Annotated in this window: 12 protein-coding genes; 9 read left to right on the top strand and 3 right to left on the bottom strand. The window is 62.7% G+C overall.

All coding sequences use genetic code 11. The features are described from left to right. Positions 1 to 265: 265 nt before the first annotated feature. Together yjdN and BM338_RS17185 are read right to left on the bottom strand one after the other, a co-directional pair. On the bottom strand, positions 266 to 694 hold the full coding sequence (gene yjdN / locus BM338_RS17190; protein ID WP_090453009.1) for a VOC family metalloprotein YjdN: 429 nt from the start codon (positions 692 to 694) through the stop codon (positions 266 to 268). A 255-nt stretch (positions 695 to 949) separates the two neighbouring features. Then, on the bottom strand, positions 950 to 1246 hold the full coding sequence (locus tag BM338_RS17185) for a hypothetical protein (RefSeq protein ID WP_090453007.1): 297 nt from the start codon (positions 1244 to 1246) through the stop codon (positions 950 to 952). A 111-nt stretch (positions 1247 to 1357) separates the two neighbouring features. On the opposite strand from BM338_RS17185, the gene BM338_RS17180 reads away from it, so the two are divergent. Beyond that, the gene (locus BM338_RS17180) at positions 1358 to 1831 is read left to right on the top strand and encodes a hypothetical protein (RefSeq protein WP_090453005.1); all 474 of its coding nucleotides are present in this window, start codon (positions 1358 to 1360) and stop codon (positions 1829 to 1831) included. Between the two features lie 87 nt (positions 1832 to 1918). Here the strand turns inward: BM338_RS17180 and BM338_RS17175 are convergent, their stop codons facing one another. Beyond that, positions 1919 to 2356: a carboxypeptidase-like regulatory domain-containing protein gene (locus tag BM338_RS17175; RefSeq protein ID WP_255367352.1), complete on the bottom strand. Its 438-nt coding sequence runs from the start codon at positions 2354 to 2356 to the stop codon at positions 1919 to 1921. A gap of 884 nt (positions 2357 to 3240) precedes the next feature. On the opposite strand from BM338_RS17175, the gene tviB reads away from it, so the two are divergent. From tviB to BM338_RS17135, 8 genes are all read left to right on the top strand, one after another. Next, positions 3241 to 4518 (top strand): Vi polysaccharide biosynthesis UDP-N-acetylglucosamine C-6 dehydrogenase TviB, encoded by a 1278-nt coding sequence (gene tviB, locus BM338_RS17170; protein WP_090453001.1) that lies wholly within the window; start codon positions 3241 to 3243, stop codon positions 4516 to 4518. Between the two features lie 2 nt (positions 4519 to 4520). Next, the gene (locus BM338_RS17165; protein WP_090452999.1) at positions 4521 to 5531 is read left to right on the top strand and encodes an NAD-dependent epimerase; all 1011 of its coding nucleotides are present in this window, start codon (positions 4521 to 4523) and stop codon (positions 5529 to 5531) included. 64 nt (positions 5532 to 5595) lie between these two features. Further along, positions 5596 to 7272 (top strand): GMC oxidoreductase, encoded by a 1677-nt coding sequence (locus BM338_RS17160; RefSeq protein WP_090453504.1) that lies wholly within the window; start codon positions 5596 to 5598, stop codon positions 7270 to 7272. A gap of 11 nt (positions 7273 to 7283) precedes the next feature. Continuing rightward, positions 7284 to 8123 carry a 4'-phosphopantetheinyl transferase family protein gene (locus BM338_RS17155; RefSeq protein ID WP_090452997.1) on the top strand — a complete coding sequence of 280 codons (840 nt, stop codon included), beginning with the start codon at positions 7284 to 7286 and terminating at the stop codon, positions 8121 to 8123. Between the two features lie 681 nt (positions 8124 to 8804). Continuing rightward, positions 8805 to 10205, top strand: coding sequence for a TIGR03013 family XrtA/PEP-CTERM system glycosyltransferase (locus tag BM338_RS17150; protein WP_090452995.1), 1401 nt, complete (start codon positions 8805 to 8807; stop codon positions 10203 to 10205). Between the two features lie 352 nt (positions 10206 to 10557). After that, entirely contained in the window at positions 10558 to 11277 is a 720-nt protein-coding gene (locus tag BM338_RS17145; RefSeq protein ID WP_090452993.1) for a hypothetical protein, read from the top strand. Between the two features lie 35 nt (positions 11278 to 11312). Further along, on the top strand, positions 11313 to 12248 hold the full coding sequence (locus BM338_RS17140) for a transcription factor jumonji JmjC domain-containing protein (RefSeq protein ID WP_090452991.1): 936 nt from the start codon (positions 11313 to 11315) through the stop codon (positions 12246 to 12248). A 632-nt stretch (positions 12249 to 12880) separates the two neighbouring features. Next, positions 12881 to 13159, top strand: a complete 279-nt coding sequence (locus BM338_RS17135; protein ID WP_090452989.1) for a hypothetical protein — start codon at positions 12881 to 12883, stop codon at positions 13157 to 13159. Positions 13160 to 13196 lie beyond the last annotated feature (37 nt).

Below are 13196 nucleotides of genomic sequence, written 5' to 3'. Positions count from 1 at the left end.
CGTTTACACCGGCCAGCAGTGGGAGAACCTTCACAAGAGTCACGCACAAGACATCCTCGTGCACTACCCGGACGACCACACCACCCGAGGCATTCCCGATCACATCAAAGCACTGGCATTCATGTGGACCTCTGCTCCGGATAACTGGATCACCGAGCATCCGATGCGCTTCGGCACCGCCGTTGCCGAGCGGCAATCGCCGCATAAACACTGCGGTGGCGCATGCGCCACCGCAACCGACAGTCTCTTTCTGCCTCAGCACCGCTTATGCGGTGTCGCCCTTGTGCTGCACATTCACCATCCATGGCACACCGAACTTGTCCACCAGCATGCCAAAGCCGTCGGTCCAGAAGGTCTTCTGGAACGGCATAGTGACCTGGCCGCCCTTCACCATGGCATTGAAGTATTTTTCGCCGGAAGCCACGTCTGCCGCAGTAATCGAAAGGCTGAAGCCGGAATGCGCCACCTCGGCTTCGCCGCCCTGGCCGTCCGACATCATCAGATGCGTTCTGCCGACAGCCAGCGTGGCGTGCATGATCTTGTCGGCGACCTCGGGCGATGGCTGGTAGCCGTCGCCGGGAGGCGCATCCTTGAAGCGCATCTTCATCAACTCTTGTGCGCCAAGCGCTTCTCGGTAGAAGGCGATCGCTTCTTCACAGCGGCCATTGAAGAAGAGGTAGGGCTGAATTTCCATAACACATACTCCGGGAATGGAAGAGGCATGTTCCGGATACGGAACGGGAGAAGCCTAGTGAACCGTTGCCACGCGCGATACGAGACAATTCCAATCTGATCTCAACGACCACCATCGGCTGTCATTCCACGAAAGCATCCTGATATACGAACACGCGATGAAGGTCGCTTCGATTTTTCCGGCCGCCCTCGAACGGGCAAGAGTCACGCAGCGAACACATCCATAACAGGCCGGTCTTCGCATTCCACCCAACGACTACCCAAAAACAGCCACCAACGCAGCCAGCCAGATCAAAGCTGTCCCGATAGCAAAAGTGCGCCTCGCAGTTACGACACGCTCGGCGCTCTCCTCCTCAACCGGCGTGGTGACGATCCACGGTGTCGAGGCCAGCACCGCAAAACCTACGAAAGCCAGGATGACCACCAACACCTCGTTCCAGTGCCATGGCGAGGGTTCGTGTACTCCCCAATAACCCAGAAACGCCATGCCTATCGCACACATGGTGGCGGAGGCTGCACAAAGTCCCACGATCGAACCGGCTGGTGCGCGCATGTCACGAACCTCCGTTGCGGACGGTCTGTCGCGCCGAGGGTACTGCACACCATGGCTGGCGACATGCCTCGGTAAGACCTATCGTTCGCACTCCCCCGCATCAGGCTCCCCATGGCAACGCAGACGCCCTTTCCTCACGCAGGCTTTCTTAGCCAGCTTGAGTTGCTCGCCGATTCCGCACCTGCCGCTGCAGTCGCGTCACTGTCGCCGTCATTGTCCCGCCTACTTTTGACGTCGGATGAAACCAGGCCCCTGACAGAGGCCGCCGGCTGGTTGATCCAACTACTCAAGGCACAACAGGCGCGACTGCAAGCCGCGTTCGACACGGAGCTGGCGGCCGACGAGCTGCGCCGCTATCAGAAGTTTGCCAAACCGGGACAGCCATCGCCGCATATTGTCCAGCTGCGGCAGAAGCAGGCTGCCGCGCGGCAAGCCTCCAATATATCGAAGCAATCCTTCCTCAAGGCCGCCGCTGCGTTCGTACGGGAGGCCGGTATCGAAATACCGCCGCGCGTGACACTCGAAGACTTCATTACCGGATGGATCGATACCAACGTACCGAAGACATCCGCCGCCGCGAACTGATGATGCGGAAAACAACATGCCCGGCACTTTTCAGTACCGGGCATGTTGTAGACGGATGCGATAACGAGTTAAGCGTAACCGGCAGGCTCAACCGCCCTCAGACACCGCACACTGATCGTTGGGGCAGGCAAAATCGATCTCCATGCCCCGGCCCACAGTCAGCGGGATATTCGCGCGCGTGTCGACAGTTTTCCCGTCCTTCTCCAGCATCACCGAGTAAACGCTGACCGGCAACGCAAGCTTGTAGCGGCCCTTGGCATCCACGGTGATATGACGATGGAGACCCGTCACACTGCTCACGGTGACGGTTGCACCGGCGGGCGCCTGGCCAAAAATGGATGCCGTGGTGCCTTGCGCCTGTGCCGTGGTAAATGCCGCCACACCACAAAGACCAAGGGTCACCATCGCGACGCTCCTGGAGAAACTGGCGCGACGCGCATGGCTGCCGATCTTGAAGCGTTCAAAACCTTTCATGGAATCTCCCCCGATTTCATCAAAGAAAATAAAAACCGCTGGCTCCGCCAACGGTCCAGCCGTCCGTTTGACCGGCGATGCAAAACGACTGTGGTATCAATCCCCACATCCCCTGTGCACCGGAGTCAGGCACCCCGGAATCAACTGCCTTGTCACTCTCGACCGATCACCTGGACCGATCCCCCATACCGCTGGCGTCATCAACCAGCCCGCGGATGGTCGTGGAAACTAGCAGCAAGAAAGAAACCCACTCAAGTGTCAAAAGCCAGCCCGTGCCGATAGGCATAGAGATGCCTCCCATCTCTCAAGCCGACCTGATTGGCGTCGAATCTCGGCTGTGAGCTGTTGGCTCCCTCCCGCCCCCCCTGCAAGCAGGGGGAGGGGAAGACGCGTTTTGCTCTGGGTATGGCTCTTGATCTCTGAGCCCCTGTGCGACGTGAGTGCTGAAAGATCAGGTCCGCAAGAAAGTCATCCCGACGCCTGACACTGGAAAGGGCGCAGCTACAGAGCACACCGCCTGCTCTTCAGGCCATTTCTCTTTGGTTACTTTCTCTTTGGGCCAGCAAAGAGAAAGTGACCCGGACCGCGGCAGCGGTTCGGAAGCCCGCGGCAGGCGAGCCCGGTCGCGACAACGCGACCATCGAAGCGCTTCACTACTGGATCCCTGCCTGCGCAGGGATGACGAAGTAGGAGGGGATATCGCAAGAGCCGAACCCTCACCCCAACCCTCTCCCCAAAGGGAGAGGGAGCATCGGATCACCCGGCAGGGAAAGGAGAGAGAGAAAAACGGATCGGCCATCCGGCCAACCCCCTACGGCCTATCAGGCATCCACCCCCCACCCTGCTAGCCTTTGCCCACCACGCACAGCCGCCCCCAACCGGGCGCCGTCCGGCAACAACCGCCCAGCAGTCCAACCCGCGAACAGGGTGTTCGTATGCGGAACCTGGAAGACACCAAACTCGCCATCGTCGGACTGGGCTATGTCGGCCTGCCGCTGGCCGTGGAATTTGGCAAGCACTACGACACCGTCGGTTTCGACATCAACCAATCGCGTATCGACGAACTGCGCAAAGGGCGCGACAGCACGCTGGAAGTGGATGCCGCCGAACTGGCCTCGGTCGCGCACTTGCGCTTCAGCGCCGCGCTGGACGATCTGCGCGACCGCAACGTCTACATCGTCACCGTACCCACGCCGATCGACGCGGCCAAACGGCCGGACCTGCGCCCACTGATCCGCGCCAGCGAATCGCTGAGCAAGGTACTCAAGCGCGGCGACATCGTGGTGTATGAATCTACGGTCTACCCCGGCTGCACCGAGGAAGTGTGCGTGCCGATCCTGGAACAGGGCTCCGGCCTGGTGTTCAACCGCGATTTCTTCGCGGGCTACAGCCCGGAGCGCATCAACCCGGGCGACAAGGAACACCGCGTCACCAGCATTCTCAAGGTCACTTCCGGCTCCACGCCGGAGACCGCTGACTTCGTCGATCGCCTGTACGGCTCGATCATCACCGCCGGCACGCATAGGGCCAGCTGCATCAAGGTGGCGGAAGCGGCCAAGGTGATCGAGAACACTCAGCGCGACCTCAACATCGCCCTGGTCAACGATCTCTCCATCCTGTTCAACAAGCTCGGCATCGACACGCTGGAAGTGCTGCAGGCGGCAGGTACCAAGTGGAATTTCCTGCCGTTTCGCCCCGGCCTGGTCGGCGGCCACTGCATCAGCGTCGATCCGTACTACCTCACGCACAAGGCGCAGGAAGTCGGTCATCACCCCGATGTGATTCTCGCAGGACGCCGCACCAATGACGGCATGGGTCCATACATCGCTGGCGAGGTGATCCGGCTGATGGTGCGCAAGGGCATCAACCCGGTGCGCGCGCGTGTACTGTTGCTCGGCCTCACCTTCAAGGAAAACTGCCCAGACCTGCGCAATACGCGCGTGGTCGACATCGTGCAGGCGCTGCGCGGCTACAACGCGGAGATCGACGTACACGATCCGTGGGTCAACCCTGCCGAGGCGGAACACGAGTACGCCATCACGCCGGTCGCGCAGCCGCAGGCCGGCAGCTATGACGCCGTGATCGTCGCCGTCGGCCATCGCGAGTTTGTCGCGCTGGGCGCAGTCGGCATCCGCGCCTACGGCAAGCCGGGCGCAGTGATCTACGACGTGAAGTACGTGCTGCCGCGCAACGAGGTGGACGGGAGATTGTAGTCATGAGTGTGCTGGTCACCGGCACCGCCGGTTTCATCGGGTCCCATGTAGCGCAGCGCCTGCTGGAGCGTGGCGAGCGCGTGATCGGTATTGACAACCTCAATGACTATTACGACGTCACCCTGAAACGCGCGCGGCTCGCGCGCTTTCTCGAGCATCCGCATTACACGCACCTGCAGATTGATTTGTCCGATCGTGCCGCGATGGAACACGCCTTCGCTACCTACCGGCCGCAACGCGTGGTACATCTCGCCGCGCAGGCTGGCGTGCGCTACGCCGCGCAAAACCCGCATGTGTACACGAGCAGCAATGTCACCGGCTTCCTGCACGTGCTGGAGGGTTGCCGGCAGCATCTGGTGGAACATCTGGTGTTCGCTTCCACCAGCTCGGTCTACGGTGCCAATACCGACATGCCGTTCTCCGAACATCGCTCCGCTGAGCATCCGCTCACGCTCTACGCGGCTACCAAGAAGGCCAACGAGCAGATGGCGCACAGCTACGCACATCTGTACGGCATTCCGTGCACGGGGTTGCGCTTCTTTACCGTGTATGGCCCGTGGGGCCGGCCGGATATGGCTCTGTTCCTGTTCACCCAGGCGATCCTCGCGGGCGAGCCGATCAAGGTGTTCAACCACGGGCGACACAAACGCAGCTTCACTTACATCGACGACATCGTGGAAGGCGTGCTGCGCACGCTCGACGCGGTGCCGACCAAAGACGCGCGCTGGGACAGCCTGGCGCCGGACCCTGCCAGCAGCGGCGTGGCGCCGTACCGGCTCTTCAACATCGGCAACGAACGTCCGGTGGAGCTGATGCAGTACATCGAAGTGCTGGAGCAGTGTCTCGGCCGCAAGGCCACCATGGAGATGCTGCCGCTGCAGGCCGGCGATGTGCCGGACACTGAAGCGGATGTAACAAGCCTGATACAGGCCGTTGGGTATAGGCCGCAGGTCTCGATAGAAACCGGCATAGCCAACTTCGTACGCTGGTACCTCGACTACTACGGCGCGTGACATCCACACGCCAGGCAAGCACCGAAGCACAACCAACAACAATGCGCAGGTGATGGGGGATGGCGTGATCATCGACTACTTAAGTGGAAGCCATCCGGACAGCATCGAAGCCGACCTGTGCATCATCGGCGCCGGCGCCGCCGGCATCGCCATCGCGCGCACCTTCATCGGCACGCCGGTAAGCGTGTGCATGATCGAAAGCGGCGGCCTGTCCGGCGAACAACGCAACCAGCAACTGTACGAGGGCAGCTCGGTCGGCTCCACGCCGTTCGATCCCGGCACCTCGCGCATGCGCGTATTCGGCGGCAGCTGCAACCTGTGGGGTGGCGGCTGCATTCCGCTGAGCCGGCAGGACCTGAGCGAGCGCGAGTGGGTGCCGCATAGTGGCTGGCCCCTATCGTACGGCGAGCTCAAGCCGTACTACACGCGCGCACGCTCGTTCTGCCAGATCGACAGCCACGACTTCGACGATGGCTCCTTCCTCACGCCGTTGTCGCGACCGCCACTTGCCTTCGATGACGGCACGCTGGTGAATCAGATCTTTGCGCGCAGCCCGATCCTGTTCGGCGAGGCGTATCGCCCGGAGCTGGAGCGCGCCGACAACATCAAGGTCCTGCTGCACACCAATCTGCTCGAACTGGAAGCCTCGCCCGGCGGGTCTTACGTGCGCGAAGCGCACATCGCCTCGCTCGACGGCCATCGCGGCACGGTACGGGCGCGGCATTACGTGCTGGCATGCGGTGGCATCGAGAATGCGCGCCTGTTGCTGCTTTCCGACAGCTCTGTGCCGCAGGGGCTGGGCAATGAGCACGATCTGGTTGGCCGCTTCTTCATGGATCACCCCAGCGGCAAGCTGGGCACGGTGCATACCGACGAACCGCATCGCCTCACCCGCCCTTACGATCGCGAACTGGGCAAAGGCCCGCGACCGACTTTTCCTGAAATCGGCCTGGCGCATGAAGCGCAGAAAACGCACAAACTCTTGAACGGCCGCGTGCATCCGTTTGCCGTCGAAGGCCCGATTCCCAATGGCATCCGCGCTTTGCGCGACCTGCGCGCCGCACTGCGCCCTTCGGTGCAGGACGAGGGCTCACTACTGGAAGCTCGCCTGTGCGCCGCAATGAAAAACGGCTCGACGCGCCTCGACGGTGTCACCGCCGCGCCAGTGGAAAGTCTCGGCACCCTGGTGCTGCGCCTCGGCCTCGGTGCCGGCGATATCGCCAAAGCCTTTCTACACAAACTCACCGATAAACCCACGGTGGGTGCTAGCCATGTCGACCTGATCGGCTACTTCGAACAGGCGCCCAATCCCGACAGCCGTATCACGCTTGGCCACGAACTCGATGCGCTGGGCCAACGCAAAGTATGCGTCGACTGGCGGCTCACCCCACTCGACCTGCGCACCTACCGCACCGCCGCGGCGCTGTTCGGCAGCGAACTGGCGCAAGCCTGCGGCGGCCGCTTTGAGCCCGAACCGTGGGTGACCGAAGACACACCGCCGCTAATGCGCGGCACCGCACACCACATCGGCACCACGCGCATGTCCGACGACCCGCGCAGCGGCGTGGTGGACCGCCACTGCCGTGTGCACGGCATCGATAACCTGCACATCGCCGGAAGCTCGGTATTTCCCACCGGCGGCTGGGCGTTTCCCACCTTCACCATCGTCGCGCTGAGCCTGCGCCTGGCCGAACACCTGCGCGGCGCGCTGATGAGCGCTGTATCCACTGGCATTCTGTAAGGCCGCCCGCCATGTACGAATACAAACCCCCGCCGCCCAACGAACACCTCGGCCGCATCATCGATGCCATGATCGGTGCGAGTGCCACTGCCGCACCTGCCGACACCGCCGTCACGCCATGGCATTTCGAACACGCCGCCGATCTCGCCATCGCCCGCGTTGCCTTCACCGCACCCGCCGAAGGCGAAGCCCGCGTGCTGGTGTTCGACAGCATCCACTGGCGCGCCCACACGGCGGCCGCCCACGCCCTGCTCGACAGTCGCGAACGCATGCGCGCCGCACGCTTTCGCCACGGCCACGACTACGTCACCTATGTCCTCGCCCACGCCATGTGGCGCCTGCTGCTAAGCCTCTGCCTCGACGTCGATCCCGCCGACGTCCCCCTCACCAACACGCCCATCGGCCAACCCCTGCTCCCCGGCACCGACTTCGCCACCAGCCTCAGCCATAGCGGCCGCTGGGTCGCCGTGGCCATCGCCAATGCACGCAGCATCGGCGTCGACATCGAACGCACTTTCTCCACCCTCACCCTCGACGACCTCCTCACCAGCGTCTGCACCCCCACCGAAGCCCGCGAACTGCGCGAACTCCCCCGCCGCGAACGCGAACGCGCCCTGCTGCAGCTATGGACCCGCAAAGAAGCCGCCCTCAAAGCCTTCGGCGTCGGCCTCACCCTTGCCCCCTCCACCTTCCCCATCACCACCAACACCCCCATCACCCCACCCCTGAGCGCCGCCGCACAACCACCGTGCCGCGTGCGTGACCTGGAGTTGCCGCCGGGGTTGGTAGGCGCGGTAGCGATGCCGATAGCGGTGCAGCGACTTGAGGTGCACGTGCTGGAAGAAATGTAGGAGCCCACCCCCGAATCAAGTTCGGGGCAGGCTCTGTGGGCGACCGCTCTTCCCATCGCCTTGCCGGCATGGATCGCGCACAGGGTGCCTTCCTACCGACGCTCCATAGCAACGTTATCCCGAGCACCCACCCCTCACCCCAACCCTCTCCCCGGAGGGGAGAGGGAGATGTTGCGCTTCAAGGCGAGACAGACCATCAAGTCGAAGAACACCATCCCGACGCCTGACACTGGAAAAAGCGTAGCTACAAAGCGCGCCGCCTGCTCTTCAGGCCATTTCTCTTTGGTTACTTTCTCTTTGGGCCAGCAAAGAGAAAGTGACCCGAGCCGCGGCAGCGGTTCGGAAGCCCGCGGCAGGCGAGCCAGGACACGCAGGCGCGACAGCCAGGCGATAACGCCACTGGATGACCAGCTTCGCTGTTGTGAAGCGCCTCCGGCCTTCGCCGGAATGACGAAGTAGGAGGGATTGGCTCAAGACCGAACCCTCACCTCAGCCCTCTCTCAGAGGGCGAGAGAAAAAAACAAAACATGTATCACCCCCGCAACACCCACATGGCAACCCCCCTACGGCCTACCCCAACTCTTACCTAAGTTACATCGACACCCAAGAACCCAACGGCATAGCCTCACCATGCCGGACGGATCTCTCGCCGCATCCGGGTCGAACACAAGGGGAAGTCGGATGCTCCATTTCCTGCGACGGCAAGCTGCGCGCTGGCTGCTTCTGCTCGGTGGCTGCGAACTGCTGCTACTGGCGGCTTCGCTCAATCTCGCCATGCAGCTGCGCTATTTCCGCTCTACCGATGAACTGACCGAGTTCTCCGCGCACATGCCGGAACGCTCGCTGGTGTTCGCCCTGATCATCGTGCTCGCGATGGTCGCACTGGGCCAATACCAGGCACATATGCGCATGACGCGTTTCGGTTTGCTCGCGCATCAGGCCGTGGCGTTCGTGCTGGGCGGACTGGGTCTGGTGGTGGCGTACTACGTGGTGCCGCAGGCCTATGTGGGACGCGGCGTGTTGGGCATCGCGCTGGTGCTTGGCTTTATCGCCGTCACTACCTTCCGCCTCCTGTTCATGCGCCTGGTCGAACTGGATGCACTGAAGCGGCGCGTGCTGATTCTCGGCGCCGGCATGCGCGCGGCGCAGTTCCATAATTTGATGCGCCGCCGTTCGGACCGCCGTGGTTTCAATGTGGTGGGTTATCTGCCGCGGCAAGGCGAGCCCATCGTCGTCGAGAACGAACGCGTGCTTTCCGCCGAGGCACCGCTGTCGCAGCTGGTACAGCGCGAAGCGATCGATGAAGTCGTCGTCGGCGTCGACGACCGCCGCGGCCACCTGCCGATGGACGATTTGCTGGAGTGCCGCCAGCTCGGCATCACCATCACCGATCTCACCACTTTCTTCGAACGCGAATCCGGCCGCGTGCAGCTGACTTTGCTGGAGCCGTCATGGCTGGTGTTCTCCGGCGGCTTCAACGCTACGCCGCTGCGCCGGCTGAGCAAACGCTGCTTCGACCTCACCATGGCCGTCGTGCTGATGCTGCTGTGCTGGCCGCTGATGCTGCTGGAAGCGCTGGCGATCCGCCTGGAATCCGGCGCCGGTCAGCCGATCCTGTATCGGCAGGAACGCGTCGGCGAGCGCGGCAAGACATTCTCCTTGCTGAAATTCCGCAGCATGCGCACCGACGCCGAACGCGATGGCGTGGTGCGCTGGGCCTGCAAGAACGACGACCGCGTGACGCGCGTCGGCCGCATCAGCCGCAAGCTGCGCATCGACGAACTGCCACAGCTGTGGAATGTGTTCAAGGGCGACATGAGCATTGTCGGCCCGCGCCCGGAACGCCCGCAGCTGGTAGCCGACCTCACCGACAAGATCCGCTACTACAGCGTGCGCCATTGCCTCAAACCCGGCCTCGCCGGCTGGGCGCAGATCAGCTACCCCTACGGCGCTTCGGTGGAAGAGGCGGCCGAGAAACTCAAATACGACCTGTTCTACGTGAAGAACCACAACCTGCTGTTCGATCTGCTGATCCTGATCCAGACCGTGGAAGTCGTTCTGTTCGGACGCGGTGCCCGATAACCAGGAGGAGCGAGAGGCGAGTAACGAGGGCACAAGCCTGTGCGTGCACAGTCAGCCCATGGCGCGTGGCTAGGCTCCTGTCGGTGAACCGGCCGAGCAGAATTCCGGCGCCCTCGCTACTCACCTGTCGCTCTTTCGCTCTGCCCCTCCCTTTCAAAATAAGGAGAGGAGTAGAGAAGCATGGATTTACTCCTCCCCCTGCTCGCAGGGGGAGGCTGGGAGGGGGTAAACCCTTGCGATACCGCTACAAAACTTGAGGGGCTCGACCCCACCCCAACCCTCCCCTGCTACGACCGAAGTAGTCCCCGTGGGACACGCAGGGGAGGGAGCAGAAACCAGTGGAGAATCCTGCATGCCGATCCGCCGTCACGCCATCGTCGCCCTGCTGCTCGCCGGTTCCGCCGCCGCGCACGCGATGGATGCGCCGGTGCTCGGCGCGCACACCTTGCTCACCCATTCCGAAGGCATGGGCAAAAGCCCGGCGGTAACCGAACCGCTCGACACCCAGCCCAGCGGCAGCGCGCTGATCGTGTTCAACGGCGGCTACGCCAGCAACGACGCTCGCCCGGTCGACAGCTACGCCAACCGCTGGAAACAGCTGGGGCGAAGCGTCTACTACAACGGCTACGGCGGCAGCTTCAACGTCAGCGCCTATGTCGCACTAAATGCCAAGGGCGGCGCGCAGCACACGGTGCGCATCGACAAACCTGGCAATGCGAGCGGCGAAATCTCCGTGCCCTTTATCGAGGTAAAGCAGGCCGGCGTGCTGCAGGACGTGGCGCAGAACTACCCCGAGACCGGCCTGGTACTCACCAGCGGCAACGTCACTACCACCGGCCCCGCCACCTTGATCGCGGTGTGGTGGGGCGACGGTGGCGTAAAGCACATGACCGCGCGCCCCGACAACGACTTCACCGTGATCGACAGCTACCTGCTGCTGCCCGACAACAGCGGCGTGCAGGTCGCCGTCGCCTCCCGGCAAGTCACCACTGCCGGCACCTATCACGTCAGCTGGGTAGGCTCCCCGATCCAGGGCGCCATCCTCTGGCTCTTCGCCTTCCAGGCCAAATAACCTGATCCGCACACCCGCAATACAGGGAGAGCGACATGCTGGGCCGATTCGTTTCCGCCGAGAACTACACCGAACTGCTCGCGCGCGGCCAGCACCGCAGCGCCGCCCTGCTGCATTTCGAACCCGAGGTGATGCGCAGCAGCTACAACCGCAAACCGTTCCTGGTCCAACACCAGCTCACCGCCCATCCACTGTTCTCGCTGGACTCGCTGTTCACCCTGTGCCGCCGCATGCCGCAGGAACAGATCCTGTTCCGCGTCGGCAACATCCCCGGCGACGCCGAACTCGAAACCTCTTACGACCGCTACAAACGCGACCTCACTCTCGCCGATACCCTCGACCACTTCGTGGAACGCCAGGCCTACATCTGCATCAACAACCCCGAGCGCGATCCCGAATACCAACCCATCATCGAAGGCCTGCTCGGCGAAGTCGCCGCACAGATTGACCCCATGGATCCGTGGATCAGCTGGTACTCCACCTACATCTTCATCTCCACCCGCGACGCCGTCACGCCGTACCACATGGACCGCGAAATGAACTTCCTGCTGCAGATCCGCGGCGCCAAAACCGTGCACCTGTGGGACCAGGACGACGACGACATCATGAGCCCCGAACAAAAAGACCTGCTCCTCTCCCGCATCGGCAGCCGCCCCCGCTACAGCCCCGACTTCGAAGCCAAAGCCATGACCTACCAACTGGCTCCCGGCCTAGGCGTCCACCACCCCTTCATCGCCCCCCACCGCGTCCACACCGGCCCCAACCTCTCCATCTCCCTCGCCATCACCTTCCGCACCAGACAATCCGACATGTGGACCGATGCGCATCGGTTTAATGCAAGGCTGCGCAAACTCGGCCTACACCCACGCCCCATCGGCAAAAGCGCACTCATCGACCAAACCAAATGCAATCTGGCGCGAATCGGCCAGCGTGTACACCGCATGCTGGCGCCCGTAGAAGCCGACGCCTGAAAGCGCTGCGTAGCAACGCTCTCCCGAGCACCCATTACCCCTCCCCAACCCTCCCCTGCTAGCAGGGGAGGGAGCAAAAGCGCGGTGCGACGGTGAGTGCTGGATGATCAGGCCTAGAAGAAAATCATTCCGACGCCTGACACTGGAAAAGGCGCAGCTACAAAGCGCACCGCCTGCTCTTCAGGCCATTTCTCTTTGGTTACTTTCTCTTTGGGCCAGCAAAGAGAAAGTGACCCGGACCGCGGCAGCGGTTCGGAAGCCCGCGGCAGGCGAGCCAGGGCACGCAGTCGCGACAACCGAGCGATAAGGCACTGGATGACCAGCTTCGCTGTTGTGAAGCGCCTCCGGCCTTCGCCGGAATGACGAAGTAGAGACGGTAAGCCGAGCACCCACCCCTCACCCCAACCCTCTCCCCAAAGGGGAGAGGGAGGAAAAAAAGTCACCCCATAGGCAGAAAGAAATAGGTCCGGGCATAGCCGGTATGCCGTAAAGGAATCCCACCCCGAATAGCCCACAATCCAAGCCGAATCCCAGACATAACGGCCTCGCCGCCATGCCGCGATTCGCACCAAACACAGGGGCACGGAATCCAATACCGGCCAGTTCCGCCGCACGTGGGGAGGGTGGACGTCATGCATGCCAGCAAAACCACACTCACCCTATCGGTATCGACAGGTAGCACCCTGTCGCGCACCCGGCACGAACATCGCAAACCCGTCGTCGCGCAGATCCACCACGGCACCGCGCGGATCCTGCTGCCCTCACCGGAAATGATCGACACCAACGGCACGCCGTCGATCACCGTCAGCCTGAAACCACGCAACGACGCATCCGGCGAATGCCTTCGCATGGACAACCTACCTTTCGCGCTACCGCCTTCGCGCGGCGCGGGCCCTGCGGTGAGGAACTGACCGCATGACCAGGTCCTGACCCTCACCGACGAGCGCG

This window comes from Dyella sp. OK004 (genome assembly GCF_900114495.1).
GTDB lineage: Bacteria > Pseudomonadota > Gammaproteobacteria > Xanthomonadales > Rhodanobacteraceae > Dyella_D.
Note: the sequence above shows the minus strand (reverse complement) of the source record. Positions and strands in the feature narration are given on the sequence as shown.